General features: G+C 45.0%; 17 protein-coding genes, 1 other RNA gene and 1 other annotated feature. Of the genes, 11 read left to right on the top strand and 7 right to left on the bottom strand.

Annotation, left to right across the window (positions count from 1 at the left end):
* Positions 1 to 30 precede the first annotated feature (30 nt).
* The 5 genes from CES81_RS07515 to CES81_RS07495 all read left to right on the top strand — a co-directional run bounded on the left by CES81_RS07515 (position 31) and on the right by CES81_RS07495 (position 5,031).
* Positions 31 to 666 carry a methionine ABC transporter permease gene (locus CES81_RS07515; protein WP_089089310.1) on the top strand — a complete coding sequence of 212 codons (636 nt, stop codon included), beginning with the start codon at positions 31 to 33 and terminating at the stop codon, positions 664 to 666.
* Between the two features lie 50 nt (positions 667 to 716).
* The gene (locus CES81_RS07510; RefSeq protein WP_089089273.1) at positions 717 to 1,550 is read left to right on the top strand and encodes a MetQ/NlpA family ABC transporter substrate-binding protein; all 834 of its coding nucleotides are present in this window, start codon (positions 717 to 719) and stop codon (positions 1,548 to 1,550) included.
* A gap of 221 nt (positions 1,551 to 1,771) precedes the next feature.
* Positions 1,772 to 2,755, top strand: coding sequence for a DUF2785 domain-containing protein (locus tag CES81_RS07505; protein WP_089089274.1), 984 nt, complete (start codon positions 1,772 to 1,774; stop codon positions 2,753 to 2,755).
* A gap of 10 nt (positions 2,756 to 2,765) precedes the next feature.
* A complete protein-coding gene (locus CES81_RS07500; protein WP_089121288.1) occupies positions 2,766 to 4,424 on the top strand; it encodes a glycerophosphodiester phosphodiesterase in 1,659 nt (552 codons plus the stop codon).
* A 34-nt stretch (positions 4,425 to 4,458) separates the two neighbouring features.
* The gene (locus CES81_RS07495) at positions 4,459 to 5,031 is read left to right on the top strand and encodes a DNA-3-methyladenine glycosylase I (RefSeq protein WP_089089276.1); all 573 of its coding nucleotides are present in this window, start codon (positions 4,459 to 4,461) and stop codon (positions 5,029 to 5,031) included.
* Between the two features lie 184 nt (positions 5,032 to 5,215).
* On the opposite strand, the gene CES81_RS07490 is transcribed toward CES81_RS07495, so the two are convergent.
* From CES81_RS07490 to CES81_RS07470, 5 genes are all read right to left on the bottom strand, one after another.
* A complete protein-coding gene (locus tag CES81_RS07490; RefSeq protein WP_089089277.1) occupies positions 5,216 to 5,707 on the bottom strand; it encodes a universal stress protein in 492 nt (163 codons plus the stop codon).
* A gap of 78 nt (positions 5,708 to 5,785) precedes the next feature.
* Entirely contained in the window at positions 5,786 to 6,076 is a 291-nt protein-coding gene (locus tag CES81_RS07485; protein ID WP_089121287.1) for a hypothetical protein, read from the bottom strand.
* Positions 6,077 to 6,167: 91 nt separating this feature from the next.
* Positions 6,168 to 6,357, bottom strand: a non-coding RNA gene (gene ssrS, locus CES81_RS07480) — 6S RNA.
* Positions 6,358 to 6,410: 53 nt separating this feature from the next.
* Positions 6,411 to 7,688, bottom strand: a complete 1,278-nt coding sequence (locus tag CES81_RS07475; protein WP_089121286.1) for a replication-associated recombination protein A — start codon at positions 7,686 to 7,688, stop codon at positions 6,411 to 6,413.
* 23 nt (positions 7,689 to 7,711) lie between these two features.
* Positions 7,712 to 8,179: a YueI family protein gene (locus CES81_RS07470; protein WP_089121285.1), complete on the bottom strand. Its 468-nt coding sequence runs from the start codon at positions 8,177 to 8,179 to the stop codon at positions 7,712 to 7,714.
* Between the two features lie 85 nt (positions 8,180 to 8,264).
* Here CES81_RS07470 and CES81_RS07465 point away from each other — a divergent pair, with 85 nt between their 5' ends.
* On the top strand, positions 8,265 to 8,861 hold the full coding sequence (locus tag CES81_RS07465; RefSeq protein ID WP_180949757.1) for a DUF1054 family protein: 597 nt from the start codon (positions 8,265 to 8,267) through the stop codon (positions 8,859 to 8,861).
* A gap of 87 nt (positions 8,862 to 8,948) precedes the next feature.
* On the opposite strand, the gene rpsD is transcribed toward CES81_RS07465, so the two are convergent.
* Entirely contained in the window at positions 8,949 to 9,554 is a 606-nt protein-coding gene (rpsD, locus tag CES81_RS07460) for a 30S ribosomal protein S4 (RefSeq protein ID WP_089089282.1), read from the bottom strand.
* A 194-nt stretch (positions 9,555 to 9,748) separates the two neighbouring features.
* Complete coding sequence (gene msrC, locus CES81_RS07455) at positions 9,749 to 10,222, bottom strand: free L-methionine (R)-S-oxide reductase MsrC (protein WP_089121283.1); 474 nt, start codon at positions 10,220 to 10,222, stop codon at positions 9,749 to 9,751.
* 174 nt (positions 10,223 to 10,396) lie between these two features.
* Here msrC and ezrA point away from each other — a divergent pair, with 174 nt between their 5' ends.
* From ezrA to CES81_RS07425, 5 genes are all read left to right on the top strand, one after another.
* Positions 10,397 to 12,136 (top strand): septation ring formation regulator EzrA, encoded by a 1,740-nt coding sequence (gene ezrA / locus CES81_RS07450; protein WP_089121282.1) that lies wholly within the window; start codon positions 10,397 to 10,399, stop codon positions 12,134 to 12,136.
* Positions 12,137 to 12,361: 225 nt separating this feature from the next.
* Entirely contained in the window at positions 12,362 to 13,510 is a 1,149-nt protein-coding gene (locus CES81_RS07440; protein ID WP_089121280.1) for a cysteine desulfurase family protein, read from the top strand.
* 24 nt (positions 13,511 to 13,534) lie between these two features.
* Positions 13,535 to 14,752, top strand: coding sequence for a tRNA uracil 4-sulfurtransferase ThiI (thiI, locus tag CES81_RS07435; protein WP_089121279.1), 1,218 nt, complete (start codon positions 13,535 to 13,537; stop codon positions 14,750 to 14,752).
* 192 nt (positions 14,753 to 14,944) lie between these two features.
* Positions 14,945 to 15,454, top strand: coding sequence for a thiol peroxidase (tpx, locus tag CES81_RS07430; protein WP_089089288.1), 510 nt, complete (start codon positions 14,945 to 14,947; stop codon positions 15,452 to 15,454).
* 23 nt (positions 15,455 to 15,477) lie between these two features.
* Positions 15,478 to 15,694 (top strand) — a binding site (T-box leader).
* 59 nt (positions 15,695 to 15,753) lie between these two features.
* Complete coding sequence (locus CES81_RS07425) at positions 15,754 to 18,420, top strand: valine--tRNA ligase (protein WP_089121278.1); 2,667 nt, start codon at positions 15,754 to 15,756, stop codon at positions 18,418 to 18,420.
* Positions 18,421 to 18,433 lie beyond the last annotated feature (13 nt).

Below are 18,433 nucleotides of genomic sequence, written 5' to 3'. Positions count from 1 at the left end.
TTTGCATTCAAGACGGTTGATTGGGCTAACATGAGTGCCGCAACTTGGGAAACGATATGGATGACAATTGTTTCAATGATTGCCGTTGCAATCTTAGGTGTTTTATTAGGTTTGCTATTATTTGAAACAACGGCTAGTGAAAACATTTGGGTCAAAGTACTGAACGCGGTTGTTTCCTTCCTGGTTAACGTGTTTAGATCGATTCCGTTTATTATTTTGATTATGCTGTTGTTGCCGATTACCAAGAATCTTGTTGGAACGATCATCGGCCCAACGGCAGCGCTACCGTCATTGATTGTTTCCGCGGCGCCGTTTTATGCACGGATGGTCGAATTAGCATTCCATGAAATTGACCGTGGCGTCATCGAAGCAGCCGAATCAATGGGAGCAACTGGTTGGCAGATCGTTTACAAGGTGTTGCTGCCAGAAAGTATGCCAGCATTAGTTTCAGGAGCAACGGTAACGACCATTTCGCTGATTGGCTATACCGCAATGGCTGGTGCCATTGGCGCTGGTGGTTTAGGTAACTTGGCCTACATTGATGGTTTCCAGGCTAATAACAACACCATCGTACTTGTTGCGACAGTGATCATCGTGATCATCGTCTTTGCATTTCAATTTATTGGGGATTTCCTGGTTCGCCGAATTGATAAGCGGACTTTATAAAAATCTTTTATTTTATATTTTATTATTTTACCTTTTGGGAGGAATTATTCATGAAGACTTCAAAACGGATTCTAGGTATTTTAGGAATTGCCGCAACAACGGTATTACTAGCTGCTTGTGGTAATAGTTCAAGTAAACCAAAGACCACCACGATTACCGTGGGTGCCTCAGCTGTGCCACATGCACAAATCTTAAAGCATGTTCAGCCTCAATTGAAAAAGGAAGGCGTCAACTTAAAGATCAAGGTGTTCCAAGACTACGTAATGCCTAACAAGGCCTTAGCTAGCAAGGAACTGGATGCTAACTACTTTCAGCACACGCCATTCTTGAACCAGTGGAACAAGGCTAACCACGGTACTTTAGTTAGCGCCGGTGGCGTTCATTTGGAACCCATCTCAGCTTATTCAAAAAAGGTTAAGAACTTAAAGGATGTTAAGGACGGTTCAACCATTTTAGCTAGTTCGAACACCCCTGATTATGGCCGTATCTTAACGATTCTGCAGGATGCCGGTTTGATTAAAGTTAAGAAGGGTATCGACATTACGACAGCTAACTTCGGTGACATTGCTTCTAACCCTCGTCACTTAAAGTTCAAGCACAGTTACGAACCAAAATTGATGCCAAGTATCTACAAGAACGGTGAAGGTGACGTGGACTTCATTAACGCTAACTACGCTGTTCAATCAGGCCTCAACCCATTGAAGCAAGCTATTGCAACCGAAAAGTCATCATCACCATACGTCAATATTGTTGCCGTTCGAAAAGGTGACCAAAAGAAGCCGGCTATCAAGAAGTTGATGAAGGCATTGCAATCAAAGAGTACTCAAAAGTGGATCTACAACCATTACAAGGGTGCCGTGCTACCAGCTAAGAGTTACAAATAGCGTTTAAAAGGGACTTTTAGCCCCCAGAAAAAGAGAAATAGTCCTATCAGCCTGAACTTTCGGATGGTAGGGCTATTTTTGTTTCGCCGTATTCACGGTTTTAGGCTAGTTAGCAGGCAGAGTTTCCGAGCTAATTAGGGGGATTTATCCGCCTCACCTATTTTCTAGCAGGACACAAACGTGCTAAAATAAGAACATGATTAAAGATCGGAGCGAGAAAAGTGGAAGCCAATAATCAGATAGATGACATACGCGAACAGCTAATAGAAGCCCGCAAGCAGGTTAATGCAGGAGAACTGTTTCAGTCACTCAGTGGCCGTCTTGAGTCCTTGGTGGTTTCGGTTAAGCGTGAAACCACGGCCACTGCTGTGCAACTACCTGATGATAATGACGGTATTCGCGACTTATTAACCCAGCTTAATAACCAGCTTAGAGATGAATCACTAGATACTGTCAGTGATCAGCAAGTTCTCCAGTTAGTGCGGCATATTGGTTCGCCTGATCCTAATATTCGCGACAAGGGGATTTATTTTTTATTTAATGATTTGATCCAGCAGCACTTACTTTCCAACCAGCAAATGACTATGATTGTTCGCTACCTGACCAGTGATACCGTGCTGTTTGCCCACGTTCTTGAGCCGGAAAACGACGCTGTCTATCAACGTGCATTTGCAGTGCTTTTACTTTCAGTGATCATGTACGCTGATCGAGCAGATTATCACTTCTTGGATCAGGAGCTGGTTAACCAGGTGGTTAATCAGTTAGCCCTTTATATGGTGCTGGAAGCAGACACCCGTGGCTTTATCAAAACCAACGGCTGGGCACATGCCTTTACCCATATTGGTAATTTACTGGACGAATTATCAGAACGTGAGTACTTAACACGGGCAGACAAACTGTTTTTGATGGCCATTATTATTGAACGCTACAAGACGTTAGCTGGTCCCTTAATTTTTGGTGAACCTCAACGATTAGCCAGCTACCTGGCACGGTTGACCAATAAAAATCAATTGTACGCTGATTATTTGTTAAAACAGCTTAAGCATTGGCGCCAAGAGTTGGTCGTGGTCCAGCAACAGGAAAGTGAGTCAAGCTGGAACCGAATCTATAATCGTGGTCGATTAATTGAATCAATGATCGTGCGTCATGACTTTAGTGATGCAATTATGCAGTATCTGCGTTCAGTGATCGACTTTTTAGCATAGTGGTGAAAGGGTGAAACCAATCAATTATTATCGTCGTTTATTTCAAACTAGTTATCAGCTATTAAAAGTGCGAGCAGTTAACCTTGGCTGGCTATTGCTGCTGGCCGTTTTAGTGACCCTGCACATTTTAATGCTGAATCCAGGCTTGGTTGCCGTCAAAATTATCCTGATTATTGGTTTTTTGTTCGGGTTAGTTTTTGAATTGGATTTGATTTTAACTGCATTTACGACAAATAAGACCATTTTAAATCAAACGGATCTGCTGATGCTCACGTCATGGCGAAGACTATCTAAACGGTGGTTGCAATTAACCGGCCTCGTGATATTGCTGGCTATTTTGTGGCTGCCGTTTGGGGATGCTGGTTTTACAGCGCCAGTGCTTAATTTAGTGATGCTGCCAATCAAGTGGGTTGATACGGTTGTTCTGCAGCGGCGAATAGTCGTTGCCATTTTGGCTGTCCTGTATGTTCTCCTCTTGTTTGTTTTCCTCAAACTACTTGGGTACTTGCGGGTAACGGTTAAACCTGAACTGGTGCCGATTAACGGTTGGCATCGTTTGGTGTGGTTTGTCCGCCCGTTGGTTGCCGTTTGGGTACCCATGTCGGTTATGGACCATTTAGCAGTACACGGCCTGCGTGCACTCAGCAGTCAGCTTTCTAATGGTGTTGGGAGCGGTACGAGTTTAGTCACCTTAGTTTTACTGGTCGTTTTTTCACTGATTGGTCTTAGTGTCTTTTTACTGGCAATGGTATGGGAATCGGTCGCCCAACCGGATTTCCAACCGGAATTTTCTGAAGATGAAGAACACCTGCACAGTATGGCCTGGTTTCCAGCAGGGCTAGTTTTCTTACTCGTTATTTTGTTTGGGTTTCAAGCGTTTCATTTTGGTTCGATTGCAGCTTCACCGAGTATTACGATTGCACATCGCGGTGTGATTGGCAGTAACGGTGTGCCAAATTCCTTAGATGCATTTAAGCGGACGGTCAAACACCAGCCTAATTTTGTGGAAGTTGACGTTCAGGAAACTAGGGATGGCCAGTTTGTGGTTTCTCATGGCCAGGATGTGAACTTAAGGACCAGTGCGGGGGCAAAGGTAGCTGATATTCAGAAGTTAACCCTCAATCAACTCAAGCACCACCACCTGGAAAAGGATGGTAAGGCCACTAAGATCGTCAGTCTGGCCAGCTACTTAAAAGCGGCTAAAGAAGAACACCAGCGACTAATTGTGGAAATTAAGGTGACACCTCAGGATAGTCCCAATATGGTTCAGCGATTTAGTCGTCAATATGCGGATCAATTAATTGCTAATCATGATTTTGTCCATACAATGAGTTATCAGGCACTTTTAAGATTAAAACAACTGGATCCTAATTTAATTGTGGGGTACATCGTACCATTAAATATCATGTCGATTAAAAACTTACCTGCTGACTTTTATTCATTACAGGCGATTGGGCTTAACACAACGATGATCAGGCAGGCCCACTCAGTTGGTGCCCCAGTTTTCGTTTGGACACCAGATAAGGTGGCTGATATGCAGAGTATGCGGGTACTGGGTGTGGACGGTCAAATTACGAATCAGTTGACTCAGCTTCAGCGCGTAAACCGTCAGCTAATCAAACAGTTTAACTGGGCCATTGTTGAAAACGTGGTGAACCAGTTTTGCTGATTTCGCGTATTTAGCTCTATAAGGAGCTGATAGTATGACGACAAGATGTTCATGGGCTGAAAAGAGTCCGCAATTATTGATCTACCATGATTTAGAATGGGGTGTCCCAGTTCATGACGAAAGACAGCTGTTTGAAAATTTGTCGCTGGAGATCTTTCAGGCGGGACTGACCTGGCATTTGATATTAAAGTATCGAGAAGCTTTAAGAGGAGCGTTCGAACAATTTGACCCGGAGAGGCTGGCACAAATAACCCCAGTTCAGTTACAAGCATTGCACCATGATCACCGTATTATTCGTAATCAGCAAAAAATTGATGCGGTGATTGAAAATGCCCGGGTACTTAGCAGTTTACATGAACTAGGCTGGACGTTAAGTGATACGCTGTGGCAACGGGTCAATGGCTCACCGCTGGATCACCATTTGAAGCCCAAAGAGACGCTAGCAAGCGACTGGTTCGTGGCTGAATTAGCGCAGACATTACGCCAGCTCGGGTTTAAAAGGGTTGGTCCCAAGACTTGTTATTCGCTATTGCAGGCTTCCGGTATTGTGAACGACCATCTAGCAACTTGCTACCGTCACGATGAAATTACGCAAATAATCAATTAATTAAGTAATGGTGATTTGGGCAGGGAAATTTTTGATAGAGAGCCGTCTCCTTAAAGTCCTCAAGGTAAACGCCTTTCAAGTATTTAACACAAATAAACGTCATCCCGAAAAAATTCGGAATGACGTTTATTTGTGTTTGCATTAAATGCTTGGAACCAACCGGGTGTGATACTCGATTTAGTTATTAGGGCTTTTTTACAGCTTTTTTTGAAGGCTGTTTTGCGGGTTTGTTTTCTAGATCCGTCCGAACAACAAGGACGTCACAGATTGCTGTACGGGTAACGTACTCAGTAACCGAACCAATTAATAATCGTTCTACGGCGTTTAAACCGGTAGCACCGATCATAATCAAATCGATACCCAGCTTCTTAGGCATGTCACGGGCGATAATGGTCTTCGGTGCACCATATTCAATCGAGTAGTCAACGCTGCTAACGCCAGCATCCTTTGCTTGTTGAATGTACTTGTCCAAGGTTTTCTTGGCAGTATCGGTTACTTCTTCAACCATAGTTGTGTCAAAGCTGGAAATATTTTGGAATGCGCGGGTATCCACAACGTGAACTAGGTGCAAATCAGAATCGTTTCGTTTGGCAACGGCCACAGCTTTTTCGAAAGCTAATTCGGCTTCGTAAGAACCATCAACTGGAACTAAGATGTGCTTATATTGTTGTAACATGATGACTCACCTCTCTCTACTTGTTAATTCTATTTTACGTTATTTTACGCCAAATAAAAAGAGAAATGTAAACCGTTTTCATTTAAATTTCGGAAAGAAGTGAACGAGCATCAATTGAACAGCCAGAATATCCAGAACACCGATCAGCAGGGTTATGGAAATGAACACGTCGTTTTGCATGATCGTTGCTATTGCAGCAAGGATACCAACAATGACTAATGACCAGCCGCCAAATTTGATGATTCCTGATAGGTTGGGATTTTCTTCGGGATGGAAAACTAAAAATGGTTTGTGAGTGTGGGTGAGAAAGAACCAGCCGATAAAGAAAGTGAGTAGTACGTAAACAATCATTAAAATATTAATAACCAAAGGGAGACCTCCAAGGCTTTACGCCGTTTTTTGTCGTCAAATAAAAAGGCTGACTTACAATGTGCAAGCCAGCCCCAAAGTGTTGCCACTTTGAAGATCTAATAGTGCCGTTAATTGTCCGATAGGTTTTGGCCCGCTGATAAGCAGGTGGGACGGGTATATCTGCGTTCATGCTACCAAGTGTAAAAGGCCTGCAATCCGGAAGAGTTAGCCCATGTCCCAATGTAACATTAGTTGTTCGGCAAACACGTATGTGGACAACGCGCACACCCTAGAACTTAACTATATATTAGCATATTTCAGCTGACTTTTCCATTTTGACTATTAAAAGGGGTCATCCCTTTGTGTGCTGCGCTTTTCTTAAACGTTCATACTGCTGCGCGAGGGCGGTTTCAAATTTACCGTTAGTTTTGGGTTGATAGTACTGAGCATCTTTAATGGCATCTGGCAGGTACTGCTGTTTGACCCAGTCGTTTTTAAAGCTGTGAGGATATTTGTAGTCGACGCCATGGCCCAAGTCGGCGGCACCCTTATAGTGTGAATCTTTCAAATGAGCCGGGATATCGCCATAGTGACCAGAGCTGATGTCCGTCATTGCAGCATCAATTGCCATGATTCCTGAATTCGATTTTGGCGACAAGCATAATTCAATCACCGCGTCTGCCAGTGGAATTCGAGCTTCAGGGAAACCTAAGCGCTGCGCAGCAGTCACTGCCTCAACAACGCGGGCAGCAGCCGGTGGATTAGCTAAGCCAATATCCTCATAGGCAATGACGGTCAAACGTCTAGCAATGGATGGCAGATCACCGGCGGTCACTAAGCGGGCCAAGTAGTGCAGCGCCGCATCAGTATCACTGCCTCGAATTGATTTTTGGAAAGCCGAAATAACGTCGTAATGCGCGTCACCATCTTTATCATGACTAAAGGCCTTCTTTTGCACGCACTCCTCAATAATCGGTAAGGTGAGATGAATGACACCGTTAGAGGGATCCGTGGACTTGGCTGCTAATTCTAGGCCGTTTAAAGCACTGCGGAGATCCCCATTGGTCGCGGTAGCTAGTAAGTTCTTGGCTTCCGAAGCCAGCTCAATCTTCTGGTTGCCCAGACCGTTTTCTTTATCGGTGAGGGCACGGTCAATTGCAGTTCGGATGTCATCGGGCATTAAAGGCTTGACTTCAAAAATCTGGGTCCGGCTTCGAATAGCGGGATTAATGCTGATGTAAGGATTTTCAGTGGTGGCACCGATCAAAACGATGCGGCCATTCTCCAAGTGGGGCAGTAAAAAATCCTGCTTGGCTTTGTCTAAACGGTGGATTTCGTCTAGCAAGAGGATGACCGTGCCGCTCATTTTGGCCTCTTCAGCAACAATTTGGAGGTCCTTTTTAGAATCGGTGGCGGCGTTTAATTTTCGAAATGCGTATTTGGTAGAACCGGCAATAGCACTGGCAATGCTTGTTTTACCAGTACCAGGAGGGCCGTAAAGGATCATTGACGACAGCATCTTTGCTTTTACCATCCGGGAAATGATTTTCCCTGGGCCTACTAGGTGTTGCTGCCCGACCACGTCTTCGATCCGCTGCGGTCGCATGCGGTAAGCTAATGGTTGTGGCATAATTTAACTTCTTTCAAATAATTTTAAAAACCAAGGTGTTTTTTTATCTTAGTCCAGAGCGTTGACTGGTCTTTTTGAGCAGCATGCTGTTCTGCAGGCTGCTCAAAAGCTTTTTCCTCAACCTTAATGGGATACTGATTGATTGCTGTTTTGGCAATCACCACCAAACCGGAAGCAGTGGGACTGTCACCATAAAAATCATCTTGGACGATTGTGAAGGCGCGTTGCAGACTGCCAGCAATTTGCAGGTACGGCTGCAGGGCTGACATCCCCGTATGCCCGTTAAAGATCACCTGGTAATCCGGGTGGGCGTTTAGTTCAGCTCGAAAAGCCGACAGGTATTCCCCCTTTTGAAGCTGTTCAATCGACATTAGTAACGAGACCCGTTCACGGAAAGTCCCCAGGTATCTGCGCTGTTCGTCGGGATGCAGCTTTGGCGGCCCGTACATGGCGTTATCCAAGTGAGACGTCAGTTGATCTTTGTCAGGCATTGCGTAACACCAGCTTTCATTAATAGTAAGACTATTGTAACATGTCTATATCGACACAGATACCTTGAAGAATGGGGGAGTGACTTTGTTTAATGATTCTGATTTTCAAGTTTTTGATGATCAAACTTTAGCCGGTCGAATGGCTGGTATTCGAGCGGAGATTGATCCTAAATTTGAGGCCTTAGCACCATTGGTCATCGAAACTCTAGGGTATGAGACACCGATTTATGCACACGTGGCTAAACATTTAAGGCGGCACAAGAATCCGCCAATGAATACGTGGGTTGCCTTTAGTACTAATAAGCGCGGTTATAAAATGAATCCGCACCTCATGATCGGTTTCTGGGATGATCGTTTGTTTATTTGGCTGGCCAGTTTGGCAGAAGCAAAAGAACGTCCCCAAATGACCTACCGGTTAGAAGGCATGCTGCCGGAGCTTGCTAAACTCAGCCCCGTTTATGATATCAGTCCCAATCACATGGCAAAGGTATCGCAGCAGGTTTCAAAAGCGGGGCTAACTCAGCAGCTAACCCATTACAAACAGGTTAAACAGTCGGATTTCTTAGTTGGCCGGCAGTGGCTTCGCGGGGGTCGGCTCTTTGATGACCCCAAGCAGGTTGAACAAGTCATTTTAACCACGGTTTCAGAACTTCGGCCATTTTTTAGTCAGCTCATTCGGTAATTCTGAAGCCTGTAATTTAAGGAAGACACAAAAAAAGCAATTTGCATATCACATGCAAATTGCTTTTCTTTAATTGAACAACGCTTATTAACGGTTGTAGTATTCAACGATAAGTGATTCGTCGAGGTCTGCATCCAGTTCTTCACGTTCTGGCAAACGAACAAGTTTACCTTCAAGCTTGTCAGCATCGAACTCAACGTATTGAGGACGACCAACAACGGCTTCAACGGCATCCTTGATGATTTGCATATCCTTTGACTTCTCACGAACGCTGATCACTTGACCAGGCTTAACTTCGTATGAAGGGATGTCAAGGCGCTTGCCATCAACAGTGATGTGACCATGGTTAACCAATTGACGAGCTTGACGACGAGTAGTAGCCAAACCTAAACGGTAAACCACGTTGTCTAAACGACGTTCGAGTAAGATCATGAAGTTAACACCATGCTTACCTTCGCGAATCTTACCTGCGCGAACGAATAAGTTATGGAATTGACGTTCAGTCAAACCGTACGTGAAACGCAGCTTTTGCTTTTCACGTAATTGCGTGCCGTATTCGGAAAGCTTTGAACGACGGCCTTGGCCGTGTTCGCCGGGTGCGAATGGACGACGTGCTAATTCTTTACCAGTACCTGAAAGTGAAACGCCAAGACGACGAGAAACACGCCAGCTTGGTCCTGTATAACGAGACATAGATAGTTCCTCCAAAAATTTTAGTTGGAGTAAAATAATTTGACGTGAGTTTGATATTCGTGCAGATCCCTTTGCGGTTTTCGCCCTGTGCAGCCGCAGTTTACTTACCCAACCACCTTTTGGCAGTGATCTGTTGACGAGCTTACCGCTCACCGCTGCATTATTTTACACAATTGCCAGTATACTGCGAATCCCTACTGAATGTCAATATGTTTCAATAGAATCGAAGCAAATTGTTCCAGTTCTGCGCGGTCATCTTCAGTGAAGTGACCAACAGTTGGTGAATCCAGATCCATCACACCAATTTTGACACTGTCTTTGGTGAGCGGGATCACGATCTCACTGTTACTAGCGGAGTCACAGGCAATGTGACCTGGGAATTGGTGAACGTCTTTTACCAGCTGGGACTGCTGTGTCTTCAAAGCGGTACCGCAAACGCCCGCGCCGTTCTTAATGTGCATGCAGGCAACGTTTCCTTGGAACGGGCCGAGCAAGAGTTCATCTTCTTTTGGCTGGTACAGATAAAACCCCGCCCAGTTAAGGTCTGGCAAGCTTTGGTTTAACAAAGCAGAAGCGTTTGATAAGTTGGCAATCAAATTAGTTTCATTATACAGAAGTGCATCTAATTGCTGATTCATCATTGAAACCGTGGTCTTTGTTTGCGTCATTTTGATTACCTCTCACGTTTTAGTTTATGAATCTTGAAATTCGGGTGAAGCCTTTTCACAAGGTATGCTATAATTTAGACTGGTATAGATTTTAATGGCTATTTGATGAAAAATCAATCATAATCTATCTAATTACATATAATTATGTATTTGGTAACGAAGGATGGGGATTAGATGTTTAGGGTATTAATAGGTGTCATTATCCTGGCAATTGTCATATACGCCGGTATATTAATCTACCAGCAGTATCTGATCAGGCGGTTGAAGGGAATCGATCAAAAACGAGAAGAACTGACAATCGATGAGCTGGGAAATTCAGTCGATCAAGTTCGTGCCATGAGTTTGACGGGGAAAACGTTGGAAGAAGTGGAACAGCTCACCACAGACTTTGGTGAATTGAAAGAAAACCGGCTGCCAAGACTTAAAAAGCAAGTTAATGACGCGATTAATAGCGCTAAACAATACCGGGTACTGACGGCACAGCAGGAAGCTAAAAAGGCGAATGCCTCACTGGAAGTTGCGCAGCAGGCCATTAAACAGGTACAAGATCACGTTGCGGAACTTAAGCAAATTGACGCGCAGCACAAACAGGCGGTAAAAACGCTGGAGTCACGCTACCAATCGTTACGGAAAACCTTACTGGCAAAGAACTTTATGTATGGTGACGCTATTGATGGCTTAGAGACTCAGCTGGGACAGTTGGAAGATGATAACGATCATTTCCGCGAAGTTACCAGTAAAGGGGACCATGAAGAGGCGGCTAAACTATTAGAGCGGCTTCAAGCGGATACCGACCATTTAGACGAAATGTTAAAGGCCATCCCGCCGCTGGTTGCTAACTTAGAAACGGAATTTCCAACTCAAATCAAGGAATTAACGCAGGGCGAAAGCGAGCTGTCAGAACAGGGCTATCAATTTCCAGTAGCTGATTTAAAGGATCAAATAGCGGCGTTGCCCGCCGAAGTCAGCAAGAGTAAAAGCTTACTGGCAAAGCTGGATGTGGACGCTGCTAAACAAGCTGACACTGCCCTGTCAACTAAAATCGATCACTTTTATGATTTAATGCAAAAGGAAATTGCAGCGAAACCTAAGGTGACCAAAAACTTGGATTACCTGTCTAAATTCATTAGCCACGCTCAAAATCAGAATAGTTTACTGATGCGTGAGCTGGAACGCCTGAATCATAACTACACACTTGATCATCAAGAATTAGAAACCACCCGAGAATTTACCGAACAGATTCGTAACATCGAAACGGCTTATCAAAAAGACGTGGAAAACATCCATAGTAATGATGCCATTTACACGGAAGTTGAAGCGCGTCAAACCCGGCAGATCCACGATTTAACTCAGATTGAAAAGCAGCAGCAAGAAATCAACGATTCGGTTGCTGGTTTAGCTAAGGAAGAGGAACAAGCCAATCAAAATCTGCAGCAGTTTGAATTTAAGCTGCATAGTATCCGGCGGGAAGTTGAAAACTTGAACCTTCCTGGGGTTGCAAAAAGTTACTTGGACTACTATCAGGTGGTCAGCGATGAGATCGATAAGCTGACGGATGACATGAATCAAGTCCAGATTAATATGGAAGATATTACTAAGCAGTTGATCATGATCCAATCGGACTTGGATATTTTGACCGAAAAGACCAACGACCTTATCGACAGTGCCAAATTGGCAGAACAGTTAATTCAGTATGCTAATCGGTACCGTCTAACGCATGAAGAGGTAGCAGCGGCGAGTCAAGAAGCTCAGCGCCTCTTTGACGAAGAGTATGACTACCCTAAGAGCCTGGAAACGATTGCCACTGTACTGGATGAAGTTGAACCTGGTTCGTATAAGCGGTTAGAGGATCATTATTACAAGAGCAAGCAGCCGGCAGCGAAAGAAGATACTGATGAGGTGTCAGAGAAATAGGGTTGTAATATTGGGAGTACTGCAGAAATGCGGTGCTCTTTTTTATGTTGCTGAATTGGGCTTCAGCGGGCAGAGAGCTGCATGTAAGGGACTGATTACACTTCGCTCTCTAAACGCCCGCTTCCACTCCTTACACTTGCTTCCCCCCGCCATATCCGATATAATCAATCCCAGTCTATTTGGTTGGAGTCGAACCAATCTAAAACACAAAGAGGCAGAGTATACATGATTTATTTTGATAATAGTGCAACAACGAAGGCTGATCCCGAAGTCGTTTCTACTTACGATAAAGTCAGTGAAAAGATTTGGGGAAATCCTTCCAGTTTACATCAGTTTGGTGAAGAAGCCTTCAACTTACTGGAACAGTCTCGCAAACAGATTGCCGACTTACTCGGTGCATCTCAAAGTGAGATTCTCTTTACAAGTGGCGGAACCGAGGGTGACAACTGGGTTTTGAAGGGGACTGCCATTGAAAAGCGGCAGTTCGGTAATCATTTGATCACTACTGCGGTTGAACATCCAGCTATTCATAATTCAATGGAACAGCTGGAGCAACTGGGTTTTGATGTGACCTATTTACCGGTTGACGAACACGGCCGAATTTCAATCGATGATTTGAAAGCCGCCATTCGGCCAACCACGATCTTGGTTTCAATCATGGCCGTTAACAACGAAATCGGGACGATTCAGCCGTTAAAAGAAGCTGCTGAGGTTTTGAAGGATTATCCTAAAATTCATTTTCATATTGATGCCGTACAAGGTATCGGTAAGGGGATTCAAGAGATGATCATGAATGATCGGGTGGATTTTGTGACCTTTTCTGGTCATAAGTTCCACGCACCGCGAGGCATTGGTTTTATCTATGCTCGTCGTGGCCGTAAGATCGCGCCATTACTCACTGGCGGCGGTCAGGAACGGAATTTGCGAAGCGGTACTGAAAATTTGCCCGCGATTACTGCCATGGCTAAGGCTTTACGGTTATTATTAACGGATGAAAAGCAAAAGGTCGCTAAAGAAGCAGAAATCAAACGCCGGATCTTTAATCACGTTAAACAATTTCCACTTGTCACTACTTTCTCTGAGGACAACGATGGGTTTGCACCGCACATTTTGTGCTTTGCGATTCAGGGCGTTCGTGGAGAAACGATTGTGCACGCTTTTGAGGAGAAGGGTATCTACATTTCTACTACTAGTGCCTGCAGTTCAAAAAAGCACGTGGCTTCAAGCACGTTAACAGCGATGCACATTCCAGAAACGCTCTCTACCAGTGCCATTCGGATTTCGTTGGATGACCACAATACGTTGGCAGAAGCTGACGAGTTCAACCAGGTCTTTGACCAGCTTTACGACAAATTCAAATTGTTATCAGCGTAAGATTTAATCAAAAAGGAGACCTAAATGCAATATTCTGAAATTATGGTGCGTTACGGGGAGCTTTCGACTAAGGGAAAGAACCGTAAAGATTTTATCCGCCAACTTGGCCGAAACGTGCGTCATAGCCTGCATGAATTTGAGGGTTTAGACGTTCGTGCGCAGTATGACCGCTTGCACGTTGCACTGAACGGTAATGATTCCGCGCCAGTTATTGAACGTTTAAAGGGTGTCTTTGGCATCGAAAACTTTTCGCCAGTGATCAAACTGGAAAAGGATTTTGAAGCCGTTAAGCAAACTGCCCTTGAAATGATCCAGGCGCAGTACAAACCCGGGATGACGTTTAAGATCAATACTCGTCGTCAAGACCACCAGTTTGAATATGATACCAACCAGATCAACGATAAATTAGGCGGTCACATTCTGCGCAACATTCCGGGAATCAAAGTTAAGATGAAGCACCCCGATATCACGTTGCGGGTGGAAGTTCGTTTGAACGGTATTTTTCTTAGCAGTGAAACTATTCCTGGTGCCGGTGGACTACCCGTTGGTACCGGCGGTAAGGCAACCATGATGCTTTCTGGCGGGATTGATTCGCCGGTTGCGTCGTACCTTGGCATGAAGCGGGGCGTCAAGCTGGATATGGTTCACTTCTTCAGTCCGCCATATACCAGTGAACAAGCCCTGGCTAAAGCTAAGGAACTGACAGCCAAAATTGCTGGTTATGCCGGCAGCATCAACTTTATTCAAGTTCCCTTTACTAAGGTGCAGGAAACGATTAAAGAAAAGGTGCCTGAAGGTTATTTAATGACCATTCAGCGCCGGATGATGCTGCGGCTTGCTGCCGCTATTACGAAGTCCCGTGGCGACAAGGGTGTTTTTACTGGCGAATCACTTGGTCAAGTCGCTTCGCAAACACTTGAAAGTATGATGGCCATTAATGACGTGACGACGTTACCAGTGCTGCGGCCCTTAGTTTCAATGGACAAGACCGAGATCATTAAGATTGCCGAAAAAATCGACACGTATGATCTATCGATCCTGCCGTTTGAAGACTGCTGTACGATTTTTACACCGCCAGCACCTAAGACGCGGCCGGATTTAGAGAAAACCCGTAACTTTGAAAAACTGATCGATGTTGATGGGTTGATGCAAGAGGCCTTGGACGGCATTAAAGTCACTGCCATTCATCCTGGTGAAAGCTTCCTGAATCAGCAGGAAGATGTCTTTGCTGAATTACTTTAAAAGCTGTTTGGTAAAAAGGTGCTCCCACTTTCCTCAGAAAATTCTGAAGGGAGTTGGGGGCACCTTTTGTGAGTTTTGATAGCCGGATAAGTGGTGTCCTAAAGTGTGAAGTAAACACCGAATACGCTTGCTTTTTTGAGTCTGACGCTGTAGATTTAAGCTATAGTTGCACCCAAAAGGAGTGTTTAATTTATGAAGGTTAAATTTAACGGCGAAGAAGTTGAATTGGAAGGCAATCCGCCTCAAGTTGGCGATCAATTGCCGAAGTTTAAGTTGTTCAATCAGAATGGTGAGAAGGTTAAGCTGGCACAGTTACTTGGCAAGCCACTGCTGCTTTCAGTAGTCCCTGATTTGCAAACACCTGTCTGCAGCACGCAAACACACAAGTTTAACCAGCAGGCTGACCACTATCCGGATGCAACTTTTGTGACGATTTCTAACAATACGATCGATCAGCAGAAGAACTGGTGCGGTGCAGAAGGTGTGATTAACCTGCAAGTCCTTTCTGACGAAGAGTTATCGTTTGGTTACGCTACTAATTTGTACTTACCCAACATGGGGGTTTTGACCCGTACAATTTTGGTAGCCGATGCTGATGGCAAGATCACTTACGAAGAGATCGTTGCTGATGTTGCTAACGAACCAGACTACGTTGCCGCGCTAAAAGCACTAGAAAAATTGACATCAAGAGTTGACGAGTAGCTTAAAAATGGCTATCATATCGAGTATAAGCAATGAGCAAGAGAGTTGATCAACCGGTATTGCAAAGAGAGAAAGCCCTTGGCTGAAAGGCTTTTCGAACCGCTGTTCAACAGTAGCTTGCGAGCTGTCAGACTGAACGCACAGTAAGTTTGACCGGAGTGACATCCGTTAACGATTGTTATTAAGAGGGGTTTAAAAGCCCAATTTAGGTGGTACCGCGAAAAGCACTTCGTCCTATATTTTTAGGATGAAGTGCTTTTTTTCTTACATAGCAATCAAATAAGAAGGGGAGAGATTAGATGACAGATAAAACAACAGAAATGCCGCCCAAGTACGATCCGCAGGCTGTTGAGGCGGGACGTTACAATGAGTGGCTATCAGAAGGGCTTTTCAAGCCTAGCGGGGATCAAAAAGCAAAGCCATATTCGATCGTTCTTCCGCCGCCCAATGTAACTGGTAAGTTGCATTTAGGCCATGCCTGGGATACGACGTTACAAGACATGCTGATTCGCCAAAAACGGATGCAAGGCTACGACACGCTTTGGCTGCCAGGCATGGATCACGCTGGTATTGCTACTCAGGCAAAGGTTGAAGCAAAACTTCGGGAACAGGGAATCAGCCGTTACGACTTAGGTCGGGAGAAGTTTGTCGATAAAGTTTGGGAATGGAAAGATGAATTTGCCAGCACGATTAAGACACAGTGGGGCAAACTTGGTCTTTCGCTTGATTATTCCCGTGAACGGTTCACCTTGGATAAAGGGTTGTCAGACGCCGTTAAAAAAGTGTTCGTGCAACTTTATCGTAAGGGGTTGATCTACCGTGGTGAATACATCATTAACTGGGATCCGCAAGCCCGGACTGCTTTGTCTGATATTGAGGTGATCCATAAGGACGATAAGGGCGCCTTTTACCACGTTAAATACAAATTTGCTGACGGTAAAACCAAGTTAAACGGCAAGGACTACATCGAAATTGCCACTACCCGTCCTGAAACGATGATGGGTGATACTGCCATTGCCGTTAATGCCAGTGATGAACGGTACAAGGACGTGGTGGGCAAGAAGGTTATTTTACCGCTTGCTAACCGTGAAATTCCGATCATTACCGACCAGCATGCTGATCCAGCCTTTGGGACCGGGGCCGTTAAGATCACCCCTGCCCATGACCCAAATGACTTCCTGGTTGGGAACCGTCATAACTTGGAACGGATCAATACCATGAATGAAGACGCTACGATGAACGAAAAGGCTGGTAAGTACGAAGGCCTGGACCGCTTTGAGGCGCGTAAAGCCATGGTTAAAGATCTGCAGGATCAAGGCTTGATGATTTCAATCGAACCAATCGTCCACTCCGTTGGTCATTCAGAACGGACCGGGGTTCAGGTTGAAGCCCGGTTATCAACCCAGTGGTTTGTTAAGATGAAGCCGTTAGCAGAACAGGCGTTAAAGAATCAAACGGGCGATGATAAAGTCGACTTCGTCCCAGAACGGTTTGAGGGAACGTTTACGCGCTGGATGGAAAACGTTCATGACTGGGTGATTTCCCGTCAACTTTGGTGGGGTCACCAGATTCCAGCCTGGTACAACAAGAAGACCGGTGAGATCTACGTTGATGAACAGCCACCGAAGGACATTGAAAACTGGGAACAAGACAAGGACGTCTTGGATACTTGGTTCTCAAGTGCACTATGGCCATTTTCAACCATGGGCTGGCCTGATACGGATGCGCCGGATTATAAACGCTACTTCCCAACCAATACACTGGTAACCGGATACGATATCATCTTCTTCTGGGTTTCACGGATGATTTTCCAATCCCTTGAATTTACGGGTCGCCGGCCTTTCAAGCACGTCTTGCTGCACGGTTTGATTCGCGATGAACAGGGCCGTAAGATGAGCAAGTCCCTGGGCAACGGGATCGATCCGATGGATGTCATTGATAAGTACGGTGCCGATGCACTGCGCTGGTTCTTATCCAACGGGTCAACACCTGGGCAGGATATTCGGTTTACTTATACTAAAATGGATGCGGCCTGGAACTTTATTAATAAGATCTGGAACGCTAGTCGATACGTTATCATGAACCTTGGTGATATGAGTACGCCTAAACTGCCTGATGAAAGTGAATGGGACTTAGCTGACCGCTGGATCTTAAGCCGCTTGAATAAGACGGTATCCCAAGTCACTGACCTGTTCGACAAGTTTAACTTTGGTGAAGCTGGTCGTGCCCTCTATGATTTCATTTGGAATGATTTCTGTGACTGGTACATTGAGATGAGTAAGGAAATCTTGACTGGTGACGATGAAAAAGCCAAGGCTAATACCCGAAACATCTTGGCTTACGTTTTGGATCAGACCCTGCGTCTGCTGCACCCAATCATGCCATTTGTTACCGAAAAGATTTGGCTGACGATGCCGCACGATGGTAAATCACTAGTGACGGCGAAATACCCGGTCGTCCACGATGAATTTGACGATGCTCAGGCAGAATCCCAAATGGCTAATTTGATTGAACTGATCAAGGCCGTTCGGAATATTCGGGCTGAAGCGAATGCACCGATGTCTTCAGAAATTGACGTGCTGATCAAGACGGACAATCAAGAATTAGCTCACGTGTTTGAAACTAACCGGGACTACATTGACCGGTTTGTTCGCCCAAAGGAATTGAAGATCGGGGCAGACGTTAAGGCACCTAAACTTGCCATGACCGGTATTATTACCGATGCCGAAGTCTATGTGCCGCTGGCCGAGTTAGTTGATTTGAACGAAGAAGCAGCACGGCTGAACAAGGAAATCAAGAAGTTTGAAGCCGAAGTTGATCGGGCAAAGAAGAAGCTAAGCAACGAACGCTTCGTTGCCAATGCACCCGATGAAGTGGTTGAAGGCGAACGTCAAAAGCAAGCGGACAATGAAGCTAAGCTAAAAGCAACGCAGGATCGTTTAGCGGCGTTAAGAGCTGAACAGTAGTTGTTCTGCATGT

Source organism: Secundilactobacillus pentosiphilus, assembly GCF_002217985.1.
GTDB classification, from domain to species: Bacteria; Bacillota; Bacilli; order Lactobacillales; family Lactobacillaceae; genus Secundilactobacillus; species Secundilactobacillus pentosiphilus.
The sequence above is the reverse complement of the archived record's forward strand: the minus strand, read 5'-3'. Positions and strand labels throughout refer to the sequence as shown.

Bases quoted from the DNA above. Each gene is read 5' to 3' on its own strand.
- CES81_RS07515 (WP_089089310.1), top strand. From the start codon at position 31: ATGAGTGCCGCAACTTGGGAAACGATATGGATGACAATTGTTTCAATG.
- CES81_RS07510 (WP_089089273.1), top strand. From the start codon at position 717: ATGAAGACTTCAAAACGGATTCTAGGTATTTTAGGAATTGCCGCAACA.
- CES81_RS07495 (WP_089089276.1), top strand. From the start codon at position 4,459: ATGACGACAAGATGTTCATGGGCTGAAAAGAGTCCGCAATTATTGATC.
- CES81_RS07490 (WP_089089277.1), bottom strand. From the start codon at position 5,707: ATGTTACAACAATATAAGCACATCTTAGTTCCAGTTGATGGTTCTTAC.
- CES81_RS07475 (WP_089121286.1), bottom strand. From the start codon at position 7,688: ATGCCACAACCATTAGCTTACCGCATGCGACCGCAGCGGATCGAAGAC.
- CES81_RS07470 (WP_089121285.1), bottom strand. From the start codon at position 8,179: ATGCCTGACAAAGATCAACTGACGTCTCACTTGGATAACGCCATGTAC.
- rpsD (WP_089089282.1), bottom strand. From the start codon at position 9,554: ATGTCTCGTTATACAGGACCAAGCTGGCGTGTTTCTCGTCGTCTTGGC.
- msrC (WP_089121283.1), bottom strand. From the start codon at position 10,222: ATGACGCAAACAAAGACCACGGTTTCAATGATGAATCAGCAATTAGAT.
- ezrA (WP_089121282.1), top strand. From the start codon at position 10,397: ATGTTTAGGGTATTAATAGGTGTCATTATCCTGGCAATTGTCATATAC.
- CES81_RS07440 (WP_089121280.1), top strand. From the start codon at position 12,362: ATGATTTATTTTGATAATAGTGCAACAACGAAGGCTGATCCCGAAGTC.
- thiI (WP_089121279.1), top strand. From the start codon at position 13,535: ATGCAATATTCTGAAATTATGGTGCGTTACGGGGAGCTTTCGACTAAG.
- tpx (WP_089089288.1), top strand. From the start codon at position 14,945: ATGAAGGTTAAATTTAACGGCGAAGAAGTTGAATTGGAAGGCAATCCG.
- CES81_RS07425 (WP_089121278.1), top strand. From the start codon at position 15,754: ATGACAGATAAAACAACAGAAATGCCGCCCAAGTACGATCCGCAGGCT.